This window comes from Pseudomonas sp. S06B 330 (assembly GCF_002845275.2).
GTDB lineage: Bacteria > Pseudomonadota > Gammaproteobacteria > Pseudomonadales > Pseudomonadaceae > Aquipseudomonas.
In genome coordinates this window covers 1,036,179-1,062,407 of sequence record NZ_CP088149.1, presented here as the reverse complement: position 1 = coordinate 1,062,407, position 26,229 = coordinate 1,036,179, and the positions used below count along the sequence as shown (strand labels likewise).

22 protein-coding genes are annotated in these 26,229 nt (G+C 62.2%); 14 read left to right on the top strand and 8 right to left on the bottom strand.

Features of this window, described 5'->3' with window-relative positions:
• Positions 1-32: 32 nt before the first annotated feature.
• The 11 genes from algK (at position 33) to CX511_RS04970 (ending at position 13,467) form a co-directional block, all read left to right on the top strand.
• On the top strand, positions 33-1,421 hold the full coding sequence (gene algK, locus CX511_RS05020; protein WP_231353420.1) for an alginate biosynthesis TPR repeat lipoprotein AlgK: 1,389 nt from the start codon (positions 33-35) through the stop codon (positions 1,419-1,421).
• On the top strand, positions 1,418-2,899 hold the full coding sequence (locus CX511_RS05015; RefSeq protein ID WP_045183638.1) for an alginate export family protein: 1,482 nt from the start codon (positions 1,418-1,420) through the stop codon (positions 2,897-2,899). Before algK ends, CX511_RS05015 begins: the two co-directional genes overlap by 4 nt.
• Before the next feature lie 18 nt (positions 2,900-2,917).
• The gene (algG, locus tag CX511_RS05010; protein ID WP_045183640.1) at positions 2,918-4,483 is read left to right on the top strand and encodes a mannuronan 5-epimerase AlgG; all 1,566 of its coding nucleotides are present in this window, start codon (positions 2,918-2,920) and stop codon (positions 4,481-4,483) included.
• Positions 4,484-4,495: 12 nt separating this feature from the next.
• Positions 4,496-5,938: an alginate O-acetyltransferase gene (locus CX511_RS05005; RefSeq protein ID WP_101293225.1), complete on the top strand. Its 1,443-nt coding sequence runs from the start codon at positions 4,496-4,498 to the stop codon at positions 5,936-5,938.
• A gap of 7 nt (positions 5,939-5,945) precedes the next feature.
• On the top strand, positions 5,946-7,052 hold the full coding sequence (locus CX511_RS05000) for a mannuronate-specific alginate lyase (RefSeq protein WP_101293242.1): 1,107 nt from the start codon (positions 5,946-5,948) through the stop codon (positions 7,050-7,052).
• 135 nt (positions 7,053-7,187) lie between these two features.
• A complete protein-coding gene (locus CX511_RS04995; RefSeq protein ID WP_045183647.1) occupies positions 7,188-8,645 on the top strand; it encodes an MBOAT family O-acyltransferase in 1,458 nt (485 codons plus the stop codon).
• Positions 8,646-8,656: 11 nt separating this feature from the next.
• On the top strand, positions 8,657-9,814 hold the full coding sequence (locus CX511_RS04990; RefSeq protein ID WP_045183649.1) for an alginate O-acetyltransferase: 1,158 nt from the start codon (positions 8,657-8,659) through the stop codon (positions 9,812-9,814).
• 13 nt (positions 9,815-9,827) lie between these two features.
• Positions 9,828-10,484 carry an alginate O-acetyltransferase AlgF gene (locus CX511_RS04985; protein ID WP_045183651.1) on the top strand — a complete coding sequence of 219 codons (657 nt, stop codon included), beginning with the start codon at positions 9,828-9,830 and terminating at the stop codon, positions 10,482-10,484.
• Between the two features lie 33 nt (positions 10,485-10,517).
• Positions 10,518-11,969, top strand: coding sequence for a mannose-1-phosphate guanylyltransferase/mannose-6-phosphate isomerase (locus CX511_RS04980; protein WP_101293224.1), 1,452 nt, complete (start codon positions 10,518-10,520; stop codon positions 11,967-11,969).
• 195 nt (positions 11,970-12,164) lie between these two features.
• Positions 12,165-12,629 carry a hypothetical protein gene (locus CX511_RS04975; RefSeq protein ID WP_045183654.1) on the top strand — a complete coding sequence of 155 codons (465 nt, stop codon included), beginning with the start codon at positions 12,165-12,167 and terminating at the stop codon, positions 12,627-12,629.
• 13 nt (positions 12,630-12,642) lie between these two features.
• Complete coding sequence (locus tag CX511_RS04970) at positions 12,643-13,467, top strand: SDR family oxidoreductase (RefSeq protein WP_101293223.1); 825 nt, start codon at positions 12,643-12,645, stop codon at positions 13,465-13,467.
• Here the strand turns inward: CX511_RS04970 and CX511_RS04965 are convergent.
• The 4 genes from CX511_RS04965 to CX511_RS04950 form a co-directional block, all read right to left on the bottom strand.
• Positions 13,451-14,911: an efflux transporter outer membrane subunit gene (locus tag CX511_RS04965; RefSeq protein WP_045183658.1), complete on the bottom strand. Its 1,461-nt coding sequence runs from the start codon at positions 14,909-14,911 to the stop codon at positions 13,451-13,453. The genes CX511_RS04970 and CX511_RS04965 overlap by 17 nt on opposite strands.
• The gene (locus CX511_RS04960) at positions 14,908-15,891 is read right to left on the bottom strand and encodes an HlyD family secretion protein (protein ID WP_373432763.1); all 984 of its coding nucleotides are present in this window, start codon (positions 15,889-15,891) and stop codon (positions 14,908-14,910) included. Before CX511_RS04960 ends, CX511_RS04965 begins: the two co-directional genes overlap by 4 nt.
• A 109-nt stretch (positions 15,892-16,000) precedes the next feature.
• The gene (locus CX511_RS04955) at positions 16,001-17,542 is read right to left on the bottom strand and encodes an MFS transporter (RefSeq protein ID WP_101293222.1); all 1,542 of its coding nucleotides are present in this window, start codon (positions 17,540-17,542) and stop codon (positions 16,001-16,003) included.
• 109 nt (positions 17,543-17,651) lie between these two features.
• Positions 17,652-18,557, bottom strand: a complete 906-nt coding sequence (locus CX511_RS04950) for a LysR family transcriptional regulator (protein ID WP_045183661.1) — start codon at positions 18,555-18,557, stop codon at positions 17,652-17,654.
• 159 nt (positions 18,558-18,716) lie between these two features.
• On the opposite strand from CX511_RS04950, the gene CX511_RS04945 reads away from it, so the two are divergent.
• Positions 18,717-19,157 (top strand): universal stress protein, encoded by a 441-nt coding sequence (locus CX511_RS04945; RefSeq protein ID WP_101293221.1) that lies wholly within the window; start codon positions 18,717-18,719, stop codon positions 19,155-19,157.
• An 88-nt stretch (positions 19,158-19,245) separates the two neighbouring features.
• Here CX511_RS04945 and CX511_RS04940 read toward each other — a convergent pair whose 3' ends face one another.
• The 4 genes from CX511_RS04940 to CX511_RS04925 are packed head-to-tail and all read right to left on the bottom strand — an operon-like array spanning position 19,246 to position 24,023.
• Positions 19,246-20,112, bottom strand: coding sequence for an efflux RND transporter periplasmic adaptor subunit (locus CX511_RS04940; protein ID WP_045183665.1), 867 nt, complete (start codon positions 20,110-20,112; stop codon positions 19,246-19,248).
• 11 nt (positions 20,113-20,123) lie between these two features.
• Entirely contained in the window at positions 20,124-20,324 is a 201-nt protein-coding gene (locus CX511_RS04935; protein WP_045183667.1) for a DUF1656 domain-containing protein, read from the bottom strand.
• The gene (locus tag CX511_RS04930; RefSeq protein ID WP_045183669.1) at positions 20,314-22,500 is read right to left on the bottom strand and encodes an FUSC family protein; all 2,187 of its coding nucleotides are present in this window, start codon (positions 22,498-22,500) and stop codon (positions 20,314-20,316) included. The genes CX511_RS04935 and CX511_RS04930 overlap by 11 nt, the downstream gene beginning before the upstream one ends.
• Complete coding sequence (locus tag CX511_RS04925; RefSeq protein ID WP_101293220.1) at positions 22,497-24,023, bottom strand: efflux transporter outer membrane subunit; 1,527 nt, start codon at positions 24,021-24,023, stop codon at positions 22,497-22,499. Before CX511_RS04925 ends, CX511_RS04930 begins: the two co-directional genes overlap by 4 nt.
• A gap of 186 nt (positions 24,024-24,209) precedes the next feature.
• Here CX511_RS04925 and CX511_RS04920 point away from each other — a divergent pair, with 186 nt between their 5' ends.
• Together CX511_RS04920 and CX511_RS04915 are read left to right on the top strand one after the other, a co-directional pair.
• Complete coding sequence (locus tag CX511_RS04920) at positions 24,210-25,157, top strand: LysR family transcriptional regulator (protein ID WP_045183673.1); 948 nt, start codon at positions 24,210-24,212, stop codon at positions 25,155-25,157.
• 73 nt (positions 25,158-25,230) lie between these two features.
• Entirely contained in the window at positions 25,231-26,202 is a 972-nt protein-coding gene (locus CX511_RS04915; protein WP_045183675.1) for a 2-hydroxyacid dehydrogenase, read from the top strand.
• Positions 26,203-26,229: the final 27 nt, after the last annotated feature.

Genomic DNA, 26,229 nt, shown 5'->3' with positions numbered 1-26,229 from the left:
TGCACAGCAGCGCCAACGGTTCCAGCGCGCGGATGATGTTGTGCAGCCTGGCCCTCGCGGTCAGCCTGGCCGGTTGCGCCGGCCTGCCCGACCAGCGCCTGGCCAACGAAGCGCTCAAGCGTGGCGACACCGCCCTGGCCGAACAGAACTACCGGCAGTTGGCAGACCTGGGTTACAGCGAGGCGCAAGTGGGCCTGGCCGATATCCAGGTGGAAACCCGCGATCCGGCCAAGCTCAAGGAAGCCGAAGCCACCTACCGCGCCGCCGCCGACATTTCGCCACGCGCCCAGGCCCGTCTTGGTCGCCTGCTGGCTGCCAAACCCGACGCCACTGAAGCCGAACGTCAGGAAGCCGAAACCCTGCTGAAAAAAGCCTTCGCCAATGGCGAGGGCAACACCCTGATCCCGTTGGCGATGCTCTACCTGCAATACCCGCAGAGCTTCCCCAACACCCATGCACAACAGCAGATCGATCAGTGGCGCGCCGCCGGCTACCCGGAAGCAGGCTTGGCCCAGGTCCTGCTGTACCGCACCCAGAACACCTACGATCAGCACCTGGACGAAGTCGAGCGCATCTGCAAGGCCGCACTGACCACCACCGACGTTTGCTACGTCGAACTGGCAACCGTTTACCAGAAACGCGGCCAGACCGAGCAGCAAGCCGCGTTGATCGAGCAAGTCAAAGGCGCCTACCAGCGCGGCATGATTCCAGCCACCCGCGTCGACAGCGTCGCCCGTGTGCTGGCCGACCGTAGCCTGGGTCAGACCGACGAAAAAACCGCCCAGGCACTGCTTGAGCAAGTGGCGCCCGTCAACCCGGCCTCCTGGGTCAGCCTGGCGCAGTTGATTTACGACTTCCCCGAGCTTGGCGACACCGACAAGCTGATGGAGTACATCGACAAGGGCCGTGCGGCTGAGCAACCCCGTGCCGAACTGCTGCTCGGTCGCCTGTACTACGAAGGCAAGACCGTTCCGGCCGATGCAAAAAAAGCCGAACGCCACCTGCAAAGCGCCGCCGACGCGGGTGAAATCAGCGCGCATTACTACCTCGGTCAACTGTACCGCCGTGGCTACCTGGGCAAGGTCGACCCGCAGAAAGCGGTCGATCATCTGCTCACTGCCGCCCGCGGCGGCCAGCTGAGTGCCGACTACGCCCTGGCGCAATTGTTCAGCGAAGGCCATGGCATTCGCCAGGACCTGGTCAACGCCTGGGTCTTCAGCCAACTGGCGCAGGCCAACCCCAGCGAACAATCCCAGGCGCTGGCCGCCGAGCTCGACCAGCAACTCACCCCACCCCAAAAAGCCCAGGCCGAACGCCTGTTGCAACAAGAGCGCCAGGCCCGTGGCGCCATCGGCCAAGGCGCAGGCGCCCTGGCCCTGCAAGCTGTGCAAGCACCTGAAGAAGGCGAGGATTCCCTATGACGCTCAATCCGTGGATGAAAGCCGGCCTTGGCCTTGGCTTCGCCCTGCTGTGGTCGTGCCCGACCCTGGCGGCCATGACCGCTGAAAAGAACTTTGGCCTGGATGTAAAAATCACCGGCCAGTCCGAGGATGACCGAGATCTGGGCACCCGCTCTGGTGGCGACGTCAACGGTGTAGGTCTGGACCTGCGCCCTTGGGTGTACGGCGAGCGTGGTAACTGGAGTGCCTTTGCCATGGGCCAGGCGGTGACGGCCACCGACATCATCGAAACAGACACTCTGCGCCAGTCCGGTGATGGCGCTGAATCCGACAGTGGCCGCGCCGATGGCCGCGAAGCGGACAAAAGTTACCTGGCGATGCGTGAATTCTGGGTCGGCTACAGCGGCTTCACCGCCTACCCGGGCGAGGAATTGCGCTTCGGTCGCCAGCGCCTGCGCAACGAAGATGGCATGTGGCGCGACACCAACATCGAAGCGCTGAACTGGACGTTCGACACCACCCTGCTACGCGCCAACGTCGGCGTTGCCGAGCGTTTCAGCGAATACCGCACTGACCTCACCGAGCTGGCCCCGCAAGACAAGGATCGCCTGCATGTCTACGGCGATATTGCCACCCAGTGGACGCCGGGGCATTGGGTCGGCGTGCGCGCTCACCACACCCATGACGGTGGCAACCTGAAAAATCCAGGCGAGACCGTCGATGAGCTGGACAAGACCCGCACCGGCGATCTGACCTGGCTGGGCCTTGAGGCCAACAGCGACGCCTACAACTGGCGCAACCAGAACCCGGTCAATTACTGGGGTAGCGTGACCTGGCTGACCGGTGATCGCGACAGCCTCAACACCACCACGGTCAACGGCGAACAAGTGGCCAGCGGCAAGCAAAGTGGTGACGTCAATGCCTGGGCCACCGATCTGGGTGTTCGCTTTCGCCTTGATCCAAACTGGCAGGTCGGTGCCGCCTATGCCCGCGGCAGTGGCGGCGGTGGCAGCGACGGTTCGAGCAACTACGAGCAGACTGGCCTTGAGAGCAACCGCTCCAACTTCACCGGCACCCGCTCGCGGGTCCACCGCTTCGGTGAAGCTTTCCGTGGCGAACTCGGCAACCTGCAGGCGGCCACCCTGTTCACCTCCTGGCAACTGCGCGACGACTACGACGCCAGCCTGATCTATCACAAGTTCTGGCGCGTTGACGGTGACCAGAACATCGGCAGCAGCGGCATCAATGCCGTGGTCGATGACAACGGCATCAACCGTCCGCTGATCCAGGGCGAGAAAGACCTCGGTCAGGAGATGGACCTGGTGGTCACCAAGTACTTCAAACAGGGTCTGTTGCCAGCCGCCTTGAGCCAGTCGATCGACGAGCCTTCGGCCCTGGTGCGTTTCCGTGGCGGCGTGTTCAAGCCGGGTGATGCCTATGGCAAGGAAGCGGACTCGTACATGCACCGCGCCTTCGTCGACGTGATCTGGCGCTTCTGATGCCTGGAGTGCACTGATATGAGCCTTCAATCAAACACCCTGCACGGCTTGCTGGCCGGCTCGCTGCTGCTGGCCAGCAGTATCGCCCTGGCCAACAGCCAGGCACCGCTGCCCGTGGCCAAGGAACTGCAACAGGCCAAGACCTACACGGTCAGCAGCGCGCCGATCGAGCCGCTGCAAATTCCGGCGCCGACCCTGCCTGACCTGTCCGGCTACACCTATGACGCCGTGCAGAAAAAGATTCAGCGTGCGCACAAGGGCAAGGTTTCAGTGCGGCGCATGCTGCAGGAAGATGCACTCAAGGAGTTCATCGGCGGCGACAACAAGATGGCTGAATGGGTGGCGCGTCAGCACGGCATCCCCCAGGCGATCTTCATCGACGACGGCCATGTGAACTTCACTGAGCTGAGCAAACGCGTGCCTAAGCAGTACCTCAGTGAAACCTCGCCAGGTGTGTACCTGGCGCGGCTGCCGATCGTGGTCGGGCAAAAAGGCGTGCTGGAGATTGATGGCAAGGTCAAGGAGCTGCGCCTGTCCCAGGAAGGCGGCGCGTTCATCGTCAACGACGGCAAACTGTTCGTCAGCGATACCCAGGTGACCGGCTGGCGCGAAAAGGACAACGGCCCGGCGACCTTCCGCTCGCCCAACGAATTCCGCCCGTTCCTGCTGTCCTGGGGCGGCACCGAGACGTACATCGTCAACAGCAAGATGGCCAGTTTTGGCTATGCCAAGAGTAAGTCGTACGGGGTGAGTATTTCCCAGTACACGCCGAACATGGCCAAGCAGATGAACCGTCCGGAACCTACCGGCTGGATCATCGGCTCGGAATTCAGCGACATGTGGTACGGCTTCTACTGCTACGAAACCAGTGACTTTGTGGTCAAGGACAGCACCTACCGCGACAACATCGTCTACGGTATCGACCCCCACGACCGTTCGCATCGGCTGATCATCGCCGGCAACACCGTGCACGGCACCAAGAAAAAACACGGGATCATCGTGTCCCGTGAGGTCAACGACAGCTGGATCATCAACAACAAGAGCTACGACAACAAACTCTCGGGCGTGGTGATCGACCGTAACAGCGTCAACAACCTGATCGCCTACAACGAGATTTACCGCAACCACACCGACGGCATCACCCTGTACGAAAGCGGCGACAACCTGATCTGGGGCAACAAGCTGATCAGCAACCGCCGCCACGGCATTCGCGTGCGTAACAGCGTGAACATTCGTCTGTACGAAAACGTCGCCATGGCCAATGGCCTGGTGGGTGTGTACGGGCACATCAAGGACCTTTCCGACACTGACCGCGACATCGCCCTCGACCCGTTCGACACCAAGGTCTCGCTGATCGTCGTCGGCGGTGAACTGGCGGCCAACGGCAGCGGCCCGCTGTCGATCGACTCGCCGTTGAGTGTGGAACTGTACCGGGTGTCGATGCTGGCACCGAGCAAGGCCAGCGGTATCAGCTTTTCCGGGGTGCTGGGTGAGCGTCAGGACGAGATCCTCGACCTGATGGTGCGCCAGCAGAAAGCCGTATTGATCGACCCGGTCGAGCGCCAGACCGAAATGGCGGATTAAGGAAGCCACGACATGACTCCACATCTGATGAAATTGCTTGGTCTGAGTGCTGCCGTGCTGGCGATCAGCAACGCCGCGCAGGCCGACACCGTCCAGGCGCCGACCTTCACCGCTGCGCCGTGCTGCCAGTTGTGCCCCGAAGCGCATGACGCCAGCCGCTACACCACCCGCTACCAGCAGAACTTCACCACCCTGGTGCAAGCCCAGGGTGACTGGCTGTTCCGTACTCGCGAAGACCTGCGTACCGAGTTCAACACCACCCCGGCCGGCTACAAACGCTTGCAGCAGTTGCACGACGCTTTCAAGGCCCGTGGCGTCGAGCTGGTAGTGGTCTACCAGCCGACTCGCGGCCTGGTGAACCGCAACATGCTCAAGCCTGCCGAAAAAGCGGCGTTCAACTACGAAAAGGCCTTGGGCAACTACCAGGCCATGCTCGCCCGCTTCAGCAAAATGGGCTACAACGTGCCCGACCTGTCGCCACTGACCAACGAGCAACTGGCCGCTGCTGAACAGGGCAAGGATTTCTACTTCCGCGGTGACCAGCACTGGACGCCTTACGGCGCCGAGCGTGCGGCCAAAATTGTGGCTGACACCGTGCACAAGATGCCCGCGTTCGAGGGCATTCCACGGCGCGAATTCGAAAGCCACAAGTCCGGACGCATGGGCAAGACCGGCACCCTGCACAACGTTGCCGGGCAATTGTGCGGCACCAGCTACGCCGTGCAGTACATGGACCAGTTCACCACCGAGCCCAAGGGCGAGAGCGGCAGTGACGACCTCTTCGGCGACTCCGGCAACCCGCAGATCACCCTGGTCGGCACCAGTCACAGCGGCAAGAACTACAACTTCTCCGGTTTCCTGGAGCAGTACATCGGTGCCGATGTACTCAACGTCGCCTTCCCCGGCGGCGGTCTTGAGGGCTCGATGATCCAGTACCTGGGCAGCGATGACTTCAAGAACAACCCACCGAAAATCCTCATCTGGGAATTCTCGCCGCTGTATCGCCTGGACCAGGAAACCATCTGGCGGCAGATGCTCGCGTTGCTCGACAACGGCTGTGAGGGCCGGCCTGCGCAGATGCACGCCAGTGCCACGCTCAAACCGGGCAAGAACGAGCTGATGGTCAACGGCAAGGGTGGCGTGATCAAGGACCTGACCAATGGCCGTCACCAGCTGGACATCAAGTTCGAGGACACCTCGGTCAAGGTCCTGCAGGCTACCCTCTGGTACCTCAACGGCCGTCACGAAGACGTCAAGATCGAAAAGCCCGAGACCTCCGACACCGATGGCCGCTTCGCCTTCCAGCTGCGCGAGGATGAAGACTGGGCCAGCCAGACCCTGCTTGCCGTAGAAGTTCAGGGCCCAGAAAGCGGTACCCAGAAGGTCGAGGCCACGCTGTGTAAACGCAACAACTTCGCCGGCAATGCGCAACGTACCGCGCACGCCGGCCAGTGAGGCGCACATGAACAGATTCAACAAAATCGCCGCCCCCACCCTGCTCGCCCTGGCCTTGTTCGGCCCGGCCGCGCAGGCTGCCGGGCTGGTGCCGCCACAGGGTTACTACGCCGGTATCGAAAAGCTCAAGACCGGCCCCAGCGACTATAAGTGCGAAGCCATCCCCACGCCTTACACCGGCAAGCTGCAGTTTCGCAGCAAGTACGAAGGCTCGGACAAGGCCCGTGCGACCCTGAACAAGGACTCGGAAAAAGCCTTCCGCGAATCAACCGCGAACATCACCACGCTGGAGCGCGGCGTCAGTAAGCAGGTCATGCAGTACATGCGCGACGGCCGCCCGCAACAGCTCGATTGCACCCTGGCGTGGCTGGGTAGTTGGGCCCGCGCCGATGCGCTGATGTCCACCGACTACAACCATACCGGCAAGTCCATGCGCAAATGGGCGCTGGGTAGCCTGAGCTCGTCTTGGCTGCACTTGAAGTTCTCCAACTCCAAGCCGCTCGCCGCGCACCAGCAGGAAGCCGAGCAGATCGAGAAATGGTTCGCGCGCCTGGCCGATCAAGTGGTCAAGGACTGGAGCGATCTGCCCCTGGAGAAGATCAACAATCACTCCTACTGGGCTGCCTGGTCGGTGATGGCGACTGCCGTGGCCACAGACCGCCGCGACCTGTTCGACTGGTCGGTAAAGGAATACCGGGTGGCTGCCAACCAGGTCGATGCCCAGGGCTTCTTGCCCAATGAGCTCAAGCGCAAGCAGCGCGCCCTGGCTTACCACAACTACGCCTTGCCGCCGCTGGCGATGATCGCCAGCTTCGCTCAGGCCAATGGCGTCGATGTGCGTCCAGAAAACAACGGTGCGCTCAAGCGTCTGGGTGAGCGGGTGCTGTCCGGGTCGAAAGACCCGAGCCCGTTCAAGGCCAAGAACGGTGAAAAGCAGAACATGGACGACCTCAAGATCGACAGCAAATACGCCTGGCTCGAACCCTGGTGCAGCCTCTACCGCTGCAGCGCCGACGAGCTGGAGCGTAAGCGCGACATGCAGCCGTTCAAGAGTTTCCGCCTCGGTGGCGACCTGACCCGGGTCTATGACCCGCAGGCTGAACAGAAAAAGTAAGGCTCACTGCAGAACCTGTGGGAGCTGGCAAGCCAGCCCTCACAGGGTGAGTCAGTTTGGTTGCCTCCGGTGGTTTTCCACGGGGGGTTTGGGGGGCTGCTGCCCCGATATGGATAACGACAAGGAGAGATCGGGATGGTGTTCTCGTCCAATGTGTTTCTGTTCCTGTTCCTGCCGATCTTTCTCGGCTTGTACTACTTGAGCGGGCAACGCTATCGCAACGCCCTGTTGCTGCTGGCCAGCTACATCTTCTACGCCTGGTGGCGGGTGGACTTCCTGGCGCTGTTTGCCGGAGTCACCCTGTGGAACTACTGGATCGGCCTGAAAGTCGGTGCCGCCGGTGTGCGCACCAAGTCGGCGCAGCGCTGGCTGCTGCTCGGGGTAGCGGTCGACCTGTGCATCCTCGGCTACTTCAAGTACGCCAACTTCGGTGTCGACAGCCTCAACGCGATCATGACCTCGTTCGGTCTTGAGCCCTTCATCCTCACCCACGTGCTGTTGCCGATCGGGATCTCGTTCTACATCTTCGAATCGATCAGTTACATCATCGACGTTTACCGTGGCGACACCCCGGCCACGCGTAACCTGATCGACTTTGCCGCGTTCGTGGCGATCTTCCCGCACCTGATCGCCGGCCCCGTGCTGCGCTTCAAGGACCTGGCCGACCAGTTCAACCACCGCACCCACACCCTGGACAAGTTCTCCGAAGGCTGCACGCGGTTCATGCAGGGCTTTATCAAGAAGGTGTTCATTGCCGACACCCTGGCCGTGGTCGCCGACCATTGCTTCGCCCTGCAGAACCCCACTACCGGTGACGCCTGGCTCGGCGCCCTGGCCTACACCGCGCAGCTGTACTTCGACTTCTCCGGCTACAGCGACATGGCCATCGGCTTGGGCTTGATGATGGGTTTCCGCTTTATGGAAAACTTCAAGCAGCCGTACATCAGCCAGTCAATCACCGAGTTCTGGCGGCGCTGGCACATCAGCTTGTCGACCTGGCTGCGCGACTACCTGTACATCACCCTTGGTGGTAACCGTGGCGGCACCCTCGCCACCTACCGCAACCTGTTCCTGACCATGCTCCTTGGGGGGCTGTGGCACGGCGCCAACTTCACCTACATCATCTGGGGTGCCTGGCACGGCATGTGGTTGGCCATCGAGCGGGCCCTGGGCCTTGACACCAACCCGCAGCGCTTCAACCCGATCAAGTGGGCCTTCACCTTCCTCCTGGTGGTGGTCGGCTGGGTGATCTTCCGTGCAGAGAACCTCGACGTCGCCGGGCGGATGTACGGCGCCATGTTCAGCTTCGGTGACTGGCAGCTGTCCGAGCTCAACCGCGCCAACCTCACCGGCCTGCAAGTGGCAACACTGGCGTTGGCCTACGCAACCCTGGCGTTCTTCGGCCTGCGCGACTTCTACCGCAACGCCAAGCCAACGCCCAAAGCCAGCCCGGTGGCCGTGCATGCCGACGGCAGCCTGAGCCTGGACTGGGGCCTGTACGTCACCCGCGCGCTGGTCCTGCTGTTGTTCGTCGCCTCGATCCTCAAACTCTCGGCGCAAAGCTACTCGCCGTTCCTCTACTTCCAGTTCTGAGTGAGCCGACCATGACCCGATCATTACGCAAACTCTACTCCGCGCTGTTCATGCTCCTGCTGCTGGGCCTTGGCCTGTGGTCGCTAGGTGGCTTGGGCAGCTTCCAGCGCACCGCGCAGATGAGTGTGCTCGACGGCAAGCTGGCCAAGGCCGCCGAGACGCACTACGACGAGCAATTCCCGCTCAAGCGCATCGGTACCAACCTGTGGGCGGCGCTGGACTTCAAACTGTTCAACGAAGGCCGTCCCGGCGTGGTCCTGGGCCGCGAGCAGTGGCTGTTCAGCGACGAGGAGTTCAAGCCGGTCGCCAACAGCGATCAGTTCGAGCAGGAAAACCTGGCACTGATCCGCGGTGTGCGTGACACCTTGCAACAGCGCGGTGTGCAGCTGGTGCTGGCCATCGTGCCAGCCAAGGCGCGCCTTTACAGCGAGTACCTGGGCGAGCAGACCCCAGCCAGCCTGCACGGTGACCTGTACAACGAGTTCCATGCTCAGGCCCGTCAGGCTGGCGTGTTTGCCCCGGACCTGCTGGCGCCACTGACAACAGCCAAAGCCCGTGGCCAGCTGTTCCTGCGCACCGACACCCACTGGACGCCAATGGGCGCCGAGGTGGTTGCCCAGCACCTGGCCGAAGCCGTCAGCCGCCAGAACCTGCTCAGCGGCGAGCCGCAGCAGTTCATCACCGAACAGCGCCAGAGTGCACCGTACAAAGGCGACCTGACCAACTTCCTGCCGCTCGACCCGCTGTTCAGCAACCTGCTGCCGGCACCGGACACCTTGCAACAGCGCAGCACCCGCCCGGCCGAAGCAGCGGTAGAAAGTGGCGATGCACTGTTCGCCGACAACGAAATCCCGGTGGCGCTGGTTGGCACCAGCTACAGCGCCAACCCCAACTGGAACTTCCTCGGTGCCCTGCAGCAGGCCTTGCGCAGCGACGTGGTCAATTACGCCGAAGACGGCCATGGCCCGCTGCTGCCGATGCTCAAGTACCTCAAGAGCGACGCCTTCAAGGACAGCGCCCCACAGGTGCTGATCTGGGAGTTCCCGGAACGCTATCTGCCAATGAAGAACGACCTCAGCGACTTCGACCCGCAGTGGATCGCTGAACTGAAGAAAACCCGAACTGCCAACCAAGACCTGGCTCTGTCGTCCACCCGGACGCAAAACTGAAGAGGAAACATCCATGACCTTGCACACTACCAAGCACCGCATCGCCAAAGCCTGCGCCCTGGCCGCAGGTCTGAGTCTGCTCTCCCTGCAGGCCTTTGCCGGCGCCGACGCCGCGCTGTATGGCCCCAGCGCGCCGAAAGGCTCGACCTTCGTGCGCATCTACAACGCCAGCAACCAGGCGGTCAGCGCCAGTGTCGGCAACACCCAGATCAACGAGGTGGCCGCTCAGGCCAGCAGCGACTTCAGCTTCATGCCACAAGGCGATTACAGCGCCAAAGTCGGCAGCCAGAGCGTGCCGGTAAAGCTCGCCTCCGATCACTACTACACCCTGGTCAACAACGCCTCGGGCAAACCGCAACTGGTCGAGGAGCCGCCGTTCAAGAACAAGCAGAAATCCCTGGTGCGGGTGCAGAACCTAAGCGACCAGGCCCTAACCCTGAAAACCGCCGACGGCAAGACCGAAGTGGTCAAGCCGGTAGCCGCCAAGGCCCGTGGCGAGCGTGAGATCAACCCGGTCAAGGTCAGCCTGGCCCTGTATGAAGGCGACAAAAAAGTCAGCGATCTGAAGCCGGTGGCTCTGGAACGCGGCGAAGCAGCGGTGCTTTACGTCACCGGATCCGGCAGCAACCTGTCGCCGGTCTGGGTCAAGCGCCCGGTATCGACCCGTTAATCAACTGCCTCTTTCAATCTTCGGAGAACACTCATGATTCCAGTCATCCTGTCCGGCGGTAGCGGTTCGCGTCTGTGGCCCTTGTCGCGCAAGCAATTCCCTAAACAGTTCCTGGCCCTGACCGGTGAACACACCTTGTTCCAGCAAACCATTGAACGTCTGGTGTTCGAAGGCATGGACACGCCACTGGTGGTCTGCAACAAGGACCACAAGTTCATCGTCAACGAGCAACTGAGCAACCTGAAGCTGCAAACCCAGGGCATCCTGCTCGAACCTTTCGGTCGTAACACCGCTCCGGCGGTGGCACTGGCGGCAATGAAACTGGTCAATGAAGGCCGTGACGAGCTGATGCTGGTGCTGCCGGCCGACCACGTGATCGACGACCAGAAAGCCCTGCAACGTGCCCTGGCCCTGGCCACCGTGGCGGCCGAACGTGGCGAGATGGTGCTGTTCGGCGTGCCGGCGACCAAACCGGAAACCGGTTATGGCTACATCAAATCAAGCCAGGACGCACTGCTGCCCGAAGGTGTCAGCCGGGTTGCCCAGTTCGTTGAAAAGCCCGATGAGAAGCGCGCCAAGGAGTTCGTCCAGGCCGGTGGTTACTTCTGGAACAGCGGCATGTTCCTGTTCCGTGCCAGCCGCTTCCTTGAAGAGCTGAAAAAGCATGACCCGGACATCTACGACACCTGCCTGCTGACCCTGGAACGCAGCATCGAGGATGGCGACAACCTGAGCATCGACGATGCCACCTTCGCCTGCTGCCCGGACAACTCCATCGACTACGCGGTGATGGAGAAGACCCAGCGCGCCTGCGTGGTGCCGCTGAGTGCCGGCTGGAGCGATGTCGGTTGCTGGTCGTCGCTGTGGGACGTGCACGAAAAAGACACCAACGGCAACGTCACCAAAGGCGATGTGGTGGTCCAGGACAGCCGCAACTGCATGATCCATGGCAACGGCAAACTGGTGTCGGTGATTGGTCTTGAGAACATCGTTGTGGTCGAGACCAAAGACGCGATGATGATTGCCCACAAGGACAAGGTCCAGGGCGTCAAGCAACTGGTCAATACCCTCAACGAGCAGGGCCGCAGTGAAACCCAGAACCACTGTGAAGTGTATCGTCCGTGGGGTTCCTACGACTCGGTGGACATGGGGGGGCGCTTCCAGGTCAAGCACATCACGGTCAAACCGGGCGCCTGCCTGTCACTGCAAATGCACCACCACCGTGCCGAGCACTGGATCGTGGTGTCGGGCACAGCCGAGGTGACCTGCGATGAGAACGTGTTCCTGCTCACCGAAAACCAGTCCACCTACATCCCCATCGCCTCGGTGCACCGCCTGCGCAACCCGGGCAAGATCCCGCTGGAGATCATCGAAGTGCAGTCGGGCAGCTACCTGGGTGAAGACGATATTGAGCGTTTCGAAGATATCTATGGCCGCTCGACGCCGCTAGAGCGCGGGATTTCGATCAAGACCATCGCCCAGTAACACAAGCCCGTAGCCGCTGCCGCCAGGCTGCGATCGGCTGCGAAGCAGTCGTCAATCAGTCACCCCCAGGGGTCTGAATGACGGTCGTTTCACACCCGATCGCAGCCAGGCGGCAGCGCTTACGCATCAATAGCTCCGACAAGCAGGCATTTTTGCGGTTAGGATAAAAGCACACCCGCACACAAGGCTGTGTTCATGCTTATCGGCGCTTTTCTCGTCCTCACCTGGCTGGTCCTGCTGCTGCGCTACCCGGCCAAAGCCCTGCCCATTTCCCTGTCGGCAATATTCGGCCTGGGACTGGTGGCGCTCTGGGTGATCTGGCAAGACAACCGCGAAACCCGCCAACTGGCCCGCCTGGACCTGCGTCTGACCTACGCCCCCGACAGTTGCCCGGCCGATCGCCCCCTGCGTGTGCACATGAAAAACGGCAACGACGTGCCCTTGCAGACATTGCGCTGGCGCGTAGCGGCTTATGCGCCAGGCGATAGCGTCAACCTCAGCGAAAATACCTACGGTGCACCACGCTATCGTGGCCCAGGTGATCTGCAACCTGGGACCGAATGGAGTGATTGCCTGCCCTTACCTCCCTTGCGCTCGGGTTATCGCCCGCAATCCCTGGAGTTCAGGGCCGAACAGCTGCGCGGCAACTTTTCCAACTAACGAAGGATCGTCCATGCCCATCGTCCTCATCACAGGTTGTTCCAGCGGTATTGGCCGCGCCCTGGCCGACTGTTTCAAACAGGCCGGCCATGAGGTCTGGGCCACAGCGCGTAAAGCCGAAGATGTAGCGCGCCTGCAGTCGGCCGGCTTTACCGGACGACAGCTGGACGTCAACGACGCCCAGGCCCTGCAACGCTTGAGTGCGGAAATCGAATCGGCCCATGGTGGACTCGACATCCTCATCAACAACGCCGGCTACGGCGCCATGGGCCCGCTGCTCGATGGTGGTGTCGAGGCTATGCACCGCCAGTTCGAAACCAATGTCTTCGCCCTGGTTGGCGTCACCCGCGCGCTGTTCCCGGCGTTGCGCCGCAACAAGGGATTGGTGGTGAACATCGGCAGCGTTTCCGGTGTGCTGGTCACGCCATTTGCCGGGGCCTACTGTGCCTCCAAAGCCGCCGTGCATGCCCTGAGCGATGCCCTGCGCCTGGAGCTGGCGCCGATGGGCATCCGCGTCATGGAGGTGCAACCGGGCGCCATCGCCACGCAGTTTGCCGACAACGCCCAGACCCAAGCCGAACAGGTGCTGGCCGCCGACTCACCGTGGTGGCCGTTGCGCGAACAGATCCATGCCCGTGCTCGCGCCTCTCAAGACCACCCAACGTCGGCTGCGGATTTCGCCCAAGGGCTGCTCGCCGCAGTGCAAAAACAGCCTACGCCAGCATTGGTGCGTCTGGGCAACGGCAGCCGTGCGCTGCCGTTAATGGCCCGCTGGCTGCCGCGCATGCTCCTGGATACCGTGCTGAAAAAGCGCTTCGGCCTTAGCCGCCCGCTGTAACGGCTGCGGTCATTGCCGGATCGAAGGCCTGCCAGCCACCGCCCAGTGCCTTGTACAAACCCACCAAGGCCTGGGACACACTCGCGGAGCTCTCCACCCATTGCTCCTCGCTGGCCAGCAAGGCCCCCTGGACACTGAGTACATTGAGGAAATCCACCGCGCCTTCCACGTACTGCTGCTGCGCCGTCTGCAGGGCAATGCGGTTTTGCCGCACGGCTTCGGCCAACAGGTCGCGGCGCAACTGACTGGCGTTATACAGGCGCAGCACATCGTCGATTTCATGCCAGGCGCGCAGCACCACCTGCTGATAGTGCAAGGCCGCTTCCTGCTGCTGCGCTTCACGCAGTTGGAGCACACCCCGCAGGCGTCCGCCGTCGAAAATCGGCAGGCTCAACTGCGGCCCGATACCGAAACGGCGCGAATCCCACCCGCCAAAATCGGACAACTGCAGCGCTTGAAAGCCAACGCTGCCTGACAGACGAATGCTCGGATAAAAATCCGCCTTGGCCACACCGATGCTGGCGGTGGCCGCATGCAATTGGGCGGCTGCCTGAAGAATGTCCGGACGGCGCTCGGCCAGTTCCGAGGGTACGCCGATGGCAAAGCGTTGCTGCGGCGCCGGCATGGCGCCAGGCGCCAGCAGTTCAGCCTGCAAGCTGCGCGGCGGTTCGGCCAGCAACAGGCTCAAGGCGTTGATCAATTGCGCCTGGCGTTCCTCCAAGGTGGGCAGGCGTGCTTCAATCGAAGCCACTTGCGCACTGGCCTGGGCCACGTCCAGTGCCGTGGCGACACCATCGCGCAAACGCATTTGCGACAGGCGCAAACTATGGCGCGAGACCTCAAGGTTTTCCTGCGTCACAGCCAGGGTACTCTGCACCGCACGCAGCTGAATGTAATTGCCCGCCGTCTCGGCCAGCAACGACAACAGCACGCCCCGACGGTCATTCTCGGCGACCTCCACTACCGCGTCGGCGGCTTCGACTTGCCGCCTGACCCGCCCCCACAAATCCAGCTCCCAACTGGCCGTCAGATCCCCCTGCCACAAGTTGAAGGCTGACTTGCCGCCCTCACCGGACGGATCATTGAGGCCCTGCGCGCTGTTGCGGGCGCGGTTGTAGCCGGCGCCGAGATCGACAGCTGGGGTCTGCTCCGAGGCGATGCTGGCACGCAATGCCCGGCTTTGCAGTAGACGTGCACTGGCAATCTGCAAGTCGAGGTTGCGCTGACTGGCACGCTCGATCAGTTCACTGAGTTTGGCGTCATGAAAGTCCTCCCACCAGCGTTGCTGCAGCGGCTCAGCCTGGGCCTGGCTTGGCGCGGGTTGCTCCTGCAGGGGTGCCCAACTGGCAGGTGCCTGGCTGGAAGGTGTGTGAAAGTCCGGGCCCAGGGTACAACCGGCCAGCAAGCTCAACAGCAAGGGGGATAAGGCGAACGCAGGTTTCATCGGGTGCTGACCTCATTGCCCACGGCCAATTTGGCGCGGGTGTCGATGGTTGCCACCACCGACATGCCCACGCGCAGACGCTGGAGCAAAGGCTGATCGGCATCGAAGACGATCTTCACCGGAATGCGCTGCACCACTTTGGTGAAATTGCCGGTGGCATTGTCCGGCTTGACCGCAGCGAAGGTGACGCCGGTCGCCGGCGCGATACTTTCAACGTGGCCCTTCAGGTACTCATCGGCAAAGGTATCAACACGGATCTGCACCGGTTGCCCGGGCTGCACATGGGTCAGCTGGGTTTCCTGGAAATTACCGAGCACATAGGCGTGTGCCAACGGCACCACCGACAGCAGTTTCGCGCCCGGATTAACGTAGGCGCCAACCCGCAGCGCACGCTCACCGACCATGCCGTCGATGGGCGCCACAATGCGGGTATACGACAGATCCAGCTGCGCCCGCTCCAGGCTTGCCTGGGCATGCTTCAAACCGCCTTCGGCACTGTCAACTTGCGCGCTGAGAATATCCACCTGCTTGCGCGCAGCAGCCAGCGCCGCGTGTGAATTGTTCAGCCGGGCACTGGCCTGATCGACCCGGCTGCGAGCCTGCTGAGCGTTTTGCACAGTACCGGCGCCCTGCTCGGCCAAGCGGCTGTGGCGCGTCAACTCATGGTTGGCGAACGCCAGTTCAGCCTGATCGCCATTCACCGCCGCCTGCGCCTGAGCGATCAGCGAGGCCTGCCGTTCGAGGGTGGCCCGCGCATTGTGCTGCTGCGCAGTGGACACCAACAGTTGCGCCTGCGCCGCCGCCAGGGCGGCCTGATAATCACGGTCGTCAATCAACGCCAGCACTTGCCCGGCCTTGACCTGCTGGTTGTCGTCGACCAGCACCTGTTTGATGAAGCCTGCCACCTTCGGCGCGACCACCGTGTAGTCAGCTGAAACATAGGCATCGTTGGTACTCTGTTCGCTAGCGCCGCCCAGCATCAGCGGTACGCAGAGGCCAACCACGCCGGCAAGCACCAGCGCGGCCACGATCAAGGCGGTTTTTCGATGAGTCGTTATTGTCGTCATGTGTATCTCTCAGAACAGGTACCTAGGCCACCGCTCGCGGTGGATAGATTCGTGTAGGCACAAAAGGAATCAGCAGGATCAAGGCAGCGGCGAGCACCGCCATGCACAGGTAGAGGTCAGCCGAGGTCAGCACCAGGGCTTGCTCGTGAATGCGTTTGGCCAGGCCCGGCGCCGTGCTGTCGGCTAATGGCGAGTTGCCCAGGTTGTCGACCAGCACGTTGGAATGAAAATGGCGGCGCAGCGTGGTCAGGGCCTCGAGCAAACCGGTGGCGACCACCGAGGCCAGGCCCTTGACGGTATTGAACCAGGCGGAAGCGAAGGGACCGTCCTGCGGGCTCATGCCACCAGTGGCAAGCATCAGCAACGGCAGCACGGCCATCGGTTGGCCGAAGATGTGCAGCATCTGCAGCAGGTAGAAGTTGTCGCGAATCCACACACTGGTGAGCTGGCTGCCGAGCCCGCAGGACAACGCCAGCATGCCCAGGCCGATGGCCAGGACCCAACGGCAATCCACCGCACGGATGTTGCACAAGGCGGCGGTCAGCGGCAGCGCGAGCAACTGTGGCAACGCCACCAGCAGCATCAGCGGCGCGGTCTGCGCCGGGCGATAGCCCTGAATCTGGGTAAGGTAACTGGAGGGAATGAGGATCGCCGCAGTCAGCACGATCAACACCCCAAACAGCGTCACCAGCGCGTGGGTTAGGTTGCGGGTCTTGAGCATCTGCAACTTGAAGAACGGCAGCGGCTCAGACCATTCGTTGCACAGGAACACCACCAGCAGCACCAGACCACCGCCGAGCAACCAACAAATCAGCGGCGAGTCGAACCAACCCAGGCGATCGCCCAGGGTCAGGCCGATGACCAACGAGCAGATCGCCGGTAAACCGAGCAGCAGGCCACGCCAGTCGAACTGCTTGAAGCGTTCCAGGCGCAGCGGGTCCTGCGGCAGGCCCCAGGCCACGCAGGCCATGGCCAGCAATGACGGTACAACGATCTGCCAGAAAGCCCATTGCCAACCGACGTACTCCGTCCACAAGCCTGCCAACGGCGTACCGAGGTTGGGCCCGAAGGTGGCCGTCAGGGCATAGCCGGCAAGGCCATAGACTTTGATCCCCGGCGGCAGAAAGCGCAGGGCGACACTCATCAGCATCGGCGGCAAGGCGCCCGACGCCAGGCCCTGCAAAATGCGCAACAGCATCAGGCTGGAAAGGTTGGGGGCATAGGGTTGCAACAGCCCCAGTAGGGCGAAGGCACTGATCGCACAGAGGGTGAAACGGCGCAGGGAAAAGGTCACGGCCAGCCACGGCGAAAAGGCCATGGCCGAGACTGAGGCGGCGGCATACACGGCAATCAACCAGGCGCCTTCATCGGCACCGATGAACATTGCGCCACGGATGTCGGCCAGCGAGGCCTTGGTGACCATCTCATTAAGGCCGGCACAGAGCACCGCCAGCAACACCCCCACTAACCCGACCACGATGCGCAGGCCAAATACCGCAGGCGTTGCGGGGCTGGCCACAGGCACGGGCGCGACAGCAGCGGGCAGCGCGGTTAACGAACTCATTAAAGACATCTCCGGGGGGAACAACTACCGGCAGAAGTCTATGAAGCGGCAATGATGACGAAAACTGACATATTGGCAGTTTACGAGTGCAGCAAACGCAATCCTGGCGTCAAAGGCTCTCGCTACAGCAGGCCTTGAGTGTCTGGCGCAACCAGCGGTGGGCCGGATCGTTGTCAAAACGCGGGTGCCAGGCCTGCATCACCGTCACCCGCTCCATCGGCAGCGGAATACGGAACGAACGCAGCGGCAGGCCGAGCTTGGTCACACTGGTAAGAATGTTGGCCGGCATGGGCAGCAACAGGTCGGAGTCAGGCAGGGAAAACATCGCCGAGTGAAAGCTTGGGGTGATCAACGCGACGTGGCGTTGCACCTTGTAGTTGGCCAATTCCAGATCTATCGGGCCATTGGCGCGACCCCGGCGCGACACGCTGATCTGCGGGTAGGCGGCAAAGCGTTCGGGGGTGATCGGTTCGTCGAAGATCGGGTGATCCTGGCGGGCCAGGCCGACATAGATGGTGTTGAACAGGCTCTGTACCTTGATTTCCGGCCCCAGGTCGATGGTCGAGCTGACAATCAGGTCGTTGCGCCCATCGCGCAAAATCGAGTCGTCATCACCGCCACTTTCCGGCACAAAGCGCAGCACGGTGCGTGGCGCTTGCTCATGCATGGCACGCAGCAACTGCGCGCCATACAGCGCGATAAACAGATCATTGGTGCGAATGCTGAAGGTCCGCTCCAAGGTGGCCAATTCCACTTCCTCTCGGCTGCGAAACACCAGCCCGGCCTGCTCAACCAGCGCCCGCACCTGCTCGTGCAAGGCCAGCGCCCGTGGCGTCGGCACCAGGCCGCGACCGGCGCGGACCAGGATCGGATCACCGATGGCCTCGCGGATACGCCCCAGCGTCCGGCTCATGGCAGCCGGGCTCAGGTTCATGCGCCGCGCCGCGCCAACCACACTGCCTTCATCGAGCAGGGCGTCAAGGGCAACCAACAGGTTCATATCCGGGATCTGCATTGCCAGGCATCCAAGGGGGTCAGAAAGGACAATGTTACCAGCTTGGCAGCGGCGTCCGTGTTGCGCCGGACACAACTACACAGTGCATGGCAGGCCCTTTATCTGCGCCGAGCGTTGGCCAACAATGAGCGGCTCGACTTTGTCCTCGTGGAGCCCTGCATGCTCAGCCCCGTCTTGATCGCCATTGATGGCTCCAGCGCCTCGGAAGGTTTGCTGGAACTTGCACAACAGTACTGTCAGCCGGCCAACCACCGTTTGCATGTGGTGCTGGCTATCGACGGTGCGTTTGCGTTGGACCGCGTGACAGCCTTTGAGCAACAGGAGTATCCGGCCGCCACTGACGAACAGCGCCATGCCAGCCTGGCCCTGCAGCAGGCGCTGCAACGGTTGCGCGGGTTAGGCTTTGAGAGCGAGGGCAAACTGGTTCAGGGCGAACCGGTAGCGGTGATTGTCAGCCAAGCCCGCACGCTTGACTGTGCCTTGATCATCATGGGCCACCGCCACCTGAACCGCCTGGGGCGCTTGCTGGATCCGTCGATCAGCAACAAGGTCATCGATCAGTTGAGCTGCCCCGTGTTGGTGGACTCCCGGCACGCCTGAAACGCATCGCCGGCAAGAACGGCTCCCCCAGTGTCGAGTGCAACACCGATCATTGTGGGAGCCGGCCTTGCCGGCGATGGGTCACCCCCTAACCCTGATCTTTTGCGGGTTTGACCACCACGGTACAGGTCGTCCCCGCCGCCAGCAGAAACCCTTCCGGCACTTCATCGATGTGAATCCGCACCGGCACCCGCTGGGCCAGACGCACCCAGTTGAAGGTCGGGTTTACATCGGCGATCAACTCGCGGCTTTCCGGGTTGTCACGGTCGTAGATGCCACGGGAAATACTCTCCACATGGCCCTTGAGCACTTCCCCGCTCATCATCTGCAGGTCAGCCTGGTCACCGACGTTCACATGCGGCAGCTTGGTCTCTTCGAAAAAGCCGTAGACCCAGAAGGAGTCCTTGTCGACCACTGCCATCTTCGGCTCACCGGTGCGCGCATAGTCACCCCGATGGACGTTGAGGTTGGTCACATAGCCGTCGACGGTCGCCAGAATTCGGGTGCGCTTAAGATCAAGCTCTGCAGCCGCCAGTTGCGCCTGGGCATGCTGATAATCCGCCAGGGCCGAGTTGGCGATGTTGCTGGCGTCGTCGCGGTTCTCGCGGGAGATCACCAGGTTGTCCAAGTCGGCGCGCCGATGCGCGTTGACCTTACGCATTTCCCAGGTGGCTTTGCGTGAGGCGACCAGGGCCTGGGCCTGCTTGACCGCCACTTCATAATGCTCAGGATCGATCTGCAGCAGCACATCGCCCTTCTTCACCAACTGGTTATCACGCACCGGCACATCAACCACATAGCCCGGTACATCGGCGGCAACGTTGATGATGTCCGCGCGCACCCGCCCGTCACGGGTCCAGGGTGTGTTCATGTAGTGCACCCAGAGCTGGCGGCCGATCACCACGGCAGCTGCCAGCACGAGCAAGGTGGCGATCAGGCTGAAAAACTTTTTCATCAACAGGGGTCTCAACGGTAGAGAGTCAGGGCCATGGCGCCGAACAGACAGATAAACAGACACAGGCGCAACAGCGCCGGATGCCAGAAAAACCGGTAACCGTCATAGCTTGCGATGAACCGGTCCAGGCCCCAGGCGAGCCCGGCGGCGAACAGGAACATCAAGGTCATGGTCGGCATGTAGACGCCGTGGAAGGCGATTTCACGAGGCATGGGGCTGTCCTTGGGCCGGGGCCAGGGCGGCCAGCGGCGACTGGGGGTCGAGCAGCGAAGTACGGATGAAGTGCAGGTAGCTCTGCACGCGACGCAGGGCCGAGGTATCGAAGTGCCGGGCAAAAGGTTCGTCGGTGGCCAGCACGCGGCTGATCGCGTGGTCTACCGCTACCAGGGCACGCTCGTGGTTGCTCGCGCTCGGTTGCAGGAACAAGCGCGCCAGGGCCCGGCCCATGACCCGGATCGCCTGACGCCAGGGCTGCGATTCGGCGTAGCACGGGTGCACCGGCAAAATGGCCTGTTCCTTGCGCAGTTCGATGATCGCGTGCCCCACCTCCAGCACCAGGAACATCCAGCGCAGCAGGTTGCTCTGCACCATCGGTTTACCGGCCGCCAGGCCATAGGCCTGGTGCAGCAGGTCACGCGTGCGGCTTTCGAAGGCCGAACCGAGGCCACGCAAGCGACCGCTGATGGCGAACAGCACCTGGCTGCGCAGATCCTGCTCCAGGCGACTCCACAACCAGCGGCTGTTGGGCGGCAGAATGATCGCCCCGGCAGCGGCGCACACCAGCATGCCGATCACCATGGCGATGTAGTCGTTGATGAAGTTGTAGGGGTTGTAGACGGTCAGGTTGTCCGGCACGGAGCCGGTGGCAAAGAAGATCAGCAGCCCCAGGCCAACCCCGGCGTAGGCAGGGCGCGAAGCGAGGAAGGCGCCGAACACGAACACCGGCGCCAGGACCAGGCACAGCAAAGGAAAGCCATCAATCCAGGGGAACACGAAGAAGGTTTCAAAAAAGCCGACGAAGGCACCGAACAAGGTCCCGCAGGCCATCTGAAAAGACATCCGCTTGGGGTTTGGCGAGGCCGCCGACAGCCCTACAGTAGCGGCCGCAATCAGGGTCATCATCGCCCCGCTCGGCCAGGCCGTGGCGATCCAGAAGCTGCCCAACACCAGCAAAATGAACGAGGCCCTCACCCCCGCCGCCAGCGACACCATCCAGTTGGTCTGCGCCACGTAGGGTTCATCCCACTGCTCGCGGGCATGGTTGTGCTCGGCCAGCGAAGCGTGGGTCAGCGCGTAGCTGTACAGGTCATCGACAAAGCGATAAAGCAGTTCGTAAGCGGTGTGAAAATCCAGCAGGTCAGCATCGCTCGGCCCGCTCTCGACATAGGCGGCACGCAAGCTGCGCACCCGCTCCGGCAAGCCTTCCTTGTAGGCGGCCAATTGCTCGGCCAAGCGCGCGGCGTCGGCGCTGGTCAGCGCCCGACCGGCATAGCCTTCGAGCAGATCCGCCAGCGCGTTGAGGCCGGGCTCGATCGCCGGGACGATCTGCAACGGGCCACGCAAACGCAGGCGTTCAAGCAACTGGTGCAAGGCGTTGAAGCGCGTGGTGATGGCCATGAACTCGCTGTTCATGCGCCCCAGCCGGCCATTGCGGCGGCGCATGTGCGGATCTTCGAAGGCGGTGACGTTGCGCAGGCTTTCCAGGCCCACTGCTTCGGCGATGAAACGCACGTTGCTGCTTTCGAAGCGGTCGCGCTGGCTGTCGCCGCGCAGGCCTTCGATAACGAATCCGGCGAACACACCGAAGCGTTGGTACAGGGCATTGCGCATGGCCGCGCCCGCCGACTGCGGCAGGATCGCGGCGCTGACCAGGGTCGACACCAGAATCCCCAGGGAGATTTCCAGCACCCGCCAGACCGCCGCCATAAACGCCCCATCAGGGTGTTGCAACGCCGGCAGGCCGACCATCGCGGCGGTGTAACCGGCGAGCACAAAGCCATAGGCCTGGAAGGTCCGATAGCGCATGGCACCGGCTGAGCACAGGCCCACCCAGATCGCCAGGCTCGGCAGGAACAGTTCGGTGTTCTGTGGAAACAATGCAATCAGCGCGACCATCATCGACGAGCCGGCCAGCGTCCCCAGCAGTCGCCAAAAGCTCTTGGCAAAGACATGCCCGCTCTGCGGCTGCATGACGATGAACACGGTGATCATCGCCGTGCGCGGCTGCGGCAACTCCAGGCGCATGGCCAGCCACAACGTCAGAAACGCCGCGCTAAGGACTTTGAAGATGTAAACCCAGGTCACCCCGTCAGTGCGTGCCCACTCAAAGAAACCACGGCGCCACTCCAGGGTTGCCAACCAGCGAAACGGCAGTGTCAGTGCGCTCATTCGGCGTGGCTCGGCTTATCGAAAACAGCCAGGGTTGCCGGGGTTTTCGGCGCCTGCTGTTTATCTTCGCCCGGCACGTCTTTACCGGCGCCCAAACCGCCGCCCAAGGCGGTGACCAGTTCGGCATGCGCCGTCAAACGAGCGGCCTGCACTTGCTGCTGGATCTGTTGCTGGCGAAACAGCAAGGTTTGCGCATTGAGCACGTTGAGGTAATCGGTCAGCCCGCGCTGGAAGGCGATCATGGCAATGTCATAAGTCTTCTGCGCCGACGCCACCGATTTGGCAGCGAAATGCTGTTGCTCGTTCATCGACTCACGGCGAATCAACTGATCGGAAATACCCTTGAGCGCCTCGACCACGGTCTGGTTGTAGCGCGCCACGGCGATGTCATAACCGGCCGAGGCGACACCCAATTGCGAGCGCAGGCGGCCGCCGTCGAACACTGGCAGGCTGATGGCCGGACCGACGTTGTAGTTGAACTTGCGCCCAGTGAGAAACTCCAGTGGACCACCGCCAGTGGCCATGAAGCCAAGCCCGCCGACCAGGTCGACGTTGGGGAAAAACCCGGCATAGGCGACGTCGATACCGCGCGCTTGGGCGGCGACTTGCCAGCGGCTGGCGACTACGTCCGGACGCTGGCCCACCAGCTCGGCAGGCAAGGCCGAAGGCAACTTCAAGGCGGCACCAAGGGCCAGTTGCGGACGCTGCAGTTGCGCCCCCTCCCCTGGGCCTTTGCCCGCCAGGGCCGCCAACTGGTTACGCGCCAGGGCGATTTCTTCGTTCAGGGCATCGAGCTGGCGATGGGTTTCCGGCAGTGGGGTCTGCGCCTGACTGACTTCAAAATGGGTGCCAATACCACCGGCCAGGCGCCGTTCGGCAAGGGCCAGAATCTGCTCCTGCTGCTCAAGCTCAGCCTTGACGATATCGCGCTGGGCAAAGTGCAGGGACAGCTGGATGTACACCTTGACGATGTTATTCTGCAGTTCCAGCTGAGCCTGACGCAATTGCGCCGCGCTCATGTGGGCCATGTCCACGGCCTGCTCGCTGGCATTGCGTTCGCGGCCCCAGAGGTCCAGGGCATAACTGAAGCCAAGGGCGGCGTTGTTGTCCCAAGTGTTGGCCCCCGACAACGCACCCGGCCCATAGAACTGGTCTTCAGGCCAGTTGTGGCGCTTGAGTGTCGACTCGCCGTTGACCTGCAGTTTCTCGGCCGACTCGACCACTCCGGCCATCGCTTTGGCCTCGCGCACACGGGCGGCGGCCATGGCCATGCTCGGGCTGTTGCTGACGGCCAGGGCGATCCAGCGGTCGAGTTGTGGATCGCCATAGGCACGCCACCACTGCTGCTCAGGCCAGTGGGCATCACGGGCGGCCTCGCGGATCGCCTCGTCGGTGGTCAGGGTATTGGCTTGCAGCGTCTTGCTTTGCGGGGCGATGCCCCAAGTTCCGATACAGCCGCTCAAGGTCAAGCTAAAGGCACAGACACTGAGCGCATTGAGCGCTCTGATGATGCGACGCGGCACAGCTGCAAATTCCCGACATAGAAAGTGGATAACGCTTGGAGACGCAATTCTAGGGGGCGGCTGCACTGGCGATAAGCGTGTATTACTGCGAATCTTTGTTACGAAAACAGCGATAATCCGGCTTTAGTCTGAAGACCGCCTCGGTTACTTCATGTCACAATTTGTCGTCTACTTTGAGAGCGACCCATGGACACCCTGCAAAACATGCGTGCTTTTAGCTGCGTAGCGCAAGTCGGCAGCTTTACTGCCGCCGCTGTGCAACTGGATACGACCACCGCCAACGTTTCGCGGGCGGTCTCCAATCTTGAAGCCCATCTGCAAACACGCCTGCTCAACCGTACCACCCGCCGTATCGCCCTGACCGAAGCCGGCAAGCGTTACCTGATGCGCTGCGAACAGATCCTCACCTATGTCGAGGAAGCTGAGGCCGAGGCCAGCGACGCCCATGCCCGCCCCGCCGGTCAGCTGAAGGTGCACTCGATGACTGGCGTCGGCCAGCACTTCGTCATTGATGCCATCGCCCGGTACCGCGAAACCCACCCGGACGTGACCTTCGACCTGACCATGGCTAACCGCGTGCCAGACCTGCTCGATGAGGGTTATGACGTGTCCATCGTGCTGGCCAGCGAGCTGCCGGACTCGGGCTTCGTTTCCCAGCGCCTGGGGATTACCTACAGCATCGTCTGCGCCTCGCCTGATTACGTCAGTCGCCACGGCGTTGCGCACAAGCCCAGCGACCTGCTCAACCACGCCTGCCTGCGCATGGTCAGCCCGGTGATCCCGCTGGAGAAATGGCTATTCGACGGGCCGGAAGGTCAGGAAGTGGTCAACATTACCCAGGCGCCGTTCCAGGTGAACTCGGCCGATGCGATGAAAACCGCAATCCGCAGCGGCATGGGTGTCGGTGTTTTGCCGATCTACTCGGCCATCGACGGGCTGCGCGATGGCTCGCTGGTACGGGTGATGCCCGATTACCGGTTGCAGGAACTGAACCTGTACGCGATCTACCCGTCACGCCAATACCTGGATGCCAAGATCAAGACCTGGGTCGAGTACCTGCGTAACTCGTTGCCGGAAATCCTCGCCGCCCACGAGGCCGACCTCAAGACCCACGAGTTGCTGATCGCCAACTGAAATCTTGCTGCACAGAGGCGGTGGAGAATGATAGCGTGCTACCCATTCTCCACCGCCCGCAGAGATTTCGCCGATGAAAAAGACCGTCCTTGCCTTCAGCCGTATCACTCCGGCGATGGTCGAACGCCTGCAGCAAGACTTCAATGTGATCGTGCCGAACCCCAAGCTCGGCGATATCAGTGCCCAGTTCAATGAAGCGCTGCCCGAGGCCCATGGCCTGATCGGCGTTGGTCGCAAGCTTGGCGAAGCGCAGCTGGCCAATGCCAGCAAACTCGAAGTGGTATCGAGTGTCTCGGTGGGCTACGACAACTACGACCTGAACTACTTCAATGAGCGCGGCATTGCCCTGACCAATACCCCTGACGTGCTCACTGAAAGCACCGCCGACCTGGGTTTCGCCCTGCTCATGGGCTGTGCCCGTCGCGTCGCCGAGCTCGATGCCTGGACCAAGGCCGGGCAATGGCAAGGCACCGTCGGCCCGGCGCAGTTTGGCAGCGATGTGCACGGTAAAACCCTGGGTATCGTCGGTTTGGGCAACATCGGTGCGGCGATTGCCCGTCGGGGTCATTTCGGCTTCAACATGCCGATCATCTACAGCGGCAACTCGCGCAAGACGGCACTGGAACAAGAACTCGGTGCCCAGTTCCGTAGCCTTGATCAGTTGCTGGCCGAAGCCGATTTCGTTTGCCTGGTGGTGCCGCTCGGTGCGCAGACCAAACACCTGATCAGCAGCCGTGAGCTGCAGTTGATGAAGCCCAGTGCCTTCCTGATCAACGTATCGCGTGGGCCTGTAGTGGATGAAGCCGCACTGGTGCAAGCCCTGCGCAATGGCACCCTCCGCGGCGCCGGGCTGGACGTGTACGAGAAGGAACCGCTGAGCGAATCGCCGTTGTTCCAGTTGCCCAATGCCCTGACCTTGCCCCACGTTGGCTCGGCCACTGCCGAAACCCGTGATGCCATGGCCAACCGGGCGATTGATAACCTGCGCAGCGCCCTGCTCGGCGAGCGGCCGCGTGATCTGGTCAACCCGCAGGTATGGAAATAACCGGGCCCAAGCAGAAACCTTGTGGGA

Bases quoted from the DNA above. Each gene is read 5' to 3' on its own strand.
- algK (WP_231353420.1), top strand. From the start codon at position 33: ATGATGTTGTGCAGCCTGGCCCTCGCGGTCAGCCTGGCCGGTTGCGCC.
- CX511_RS05015 (WP_045183638.1), top strand. From the start codon at position 1,418: ATGACGCTCAATCCGTGGATGAAAGCCGGCCTTGGCCTTGGCTTCGCC.
- algG (WP_045183640.1), top strand. From the start codon at position 2,918: ATGAGCCTTCAATCAAACACCCTGCACGGCTTGCTGGCCGGCTCGCTG.
- CX511_RS05005 (WP_101293225.1), top strand. From the start codon at position 4,496: ATGACTCCACATCTGATGAAATTGCTTGGTCTGAGTGCTGCCGTGCTG.
- CX511_RS05000 (WP_101293242.1), top strand. From the start codon at position 5,946: ATGAACAGATTCAACAAAATCGCCGCCCCCACCCTGCTCGCCCTGGCC.
- CX511_RS04995 (WP_045183647.1), top strand. From the start codon at position 7,188: ATGGTGTTCTCGTCCAATGTGTTTCTGTTCCTGTTCCTGCCGATCTTT.
- CX511_RS04990 (WP_045183649.1), top strand. From the start codon at position 8,657: ATGACCCGATCATTACGCAAACTCTACTCCGCGCTGTTCATGCTCCTG.
- CX511_RS04985 (WP_045183651.1), top strand. From the start codon at position 9,828: ATGACCTTGCACACTACCAAGCACCGCATCGCCAAAGCCTGCGCCCTG.
- CX511_RS04980 (WP_101293224.1), top strand. From the start codon at position 10,518: ATGATTCCAGTCATCCTGTCCGGCGGTAGCGGTTCGCGTCTGTGGCCC.
- CX511_RS04975 (WP_045183654.1), top strand. From the start codon at position 12,165: ATGCTTATCGGCGCTTTTCTCGTCCTCACCTGGCTGGTCCTGCTGCTG.
- CX511_RS04970 (WP_101293223.1), top strand. From the start codon at position 12,643: ATGCCCATCGTCCTCATCACAGGTTGTTCCAGCGGTATTGGCCGCGCC.
- CX511_RS04965 (WP_045183658.1), bottom strand. From the start codon at position 14,911: ATGAAACCTGCGTTCGCCTTATCCCCCTTGCTGTTGAGCTTGCTGGCC.
- CX511_RS04960 (WP_373432763.1), bottom strand. From the start codon at position 15,891: ATGCTGGGCGGCGCTAGCGAACAGAGTACCAACGATGCCTATGTTTCA.
- CX511_RS04955 (WP_101293222.1), bottom strand. From the start codon at position 17,542: ATGAGTTCGTTAACCGCGCTGCCCGCTGCTGTCGCGCCCGTGCCTGTG.
- CX511_RS04950 (WP_045183661.1), bottom strand. From the start codon at position 18,557: ATGCAGATCCCGGATATGAACCTGTTGGTTGCCCTTGACGCCCTGCTC.
- CX511_RS04945 (WP_101293221.1), top strand. From the start codon at position 18,717: ATGCTCAGCCCCGTCTTGATCGCCATTGATGGCTCCAGCGCCTCGGAA.
- CX511_RS04940 (WP_045183665.1), bottom strand. From the start codon at position 20,112: ATGAAAAAGTTTTTCAGCCTGATCGCCACCTTGCTCGTGCTGGCAGCT.
- CX511_RS04935 (WP_045183667.1), bottom strand. From the start codon at position 20,324: ATGCCTCGTGAAATCGCCTTCCACGGCGTCTACATGCCGACCATGACC.
- CX511_RS04930 (WP_045183669.1), bottom strand. From the start codon at position 22,500: ATGAGCGCACTGACACTGCCGTTTCGCTGGTTGGCAACCCTGGAGTGG.
- CX511_RS04920 (WP_045183673.1), top strand. From the start codon at position 24,210: ATGGACACCCTGCAAAACATGCGTGCTTTTAGCTGCGTAGCGCAAGTC.
- CX511_RS04915 (WP_045183675.1), top strand. From the start codon at position 25,231: ATGAAAAAGACCGTCCTTGCCTTCAGCCGTATCACTCCGGCGATGGTC.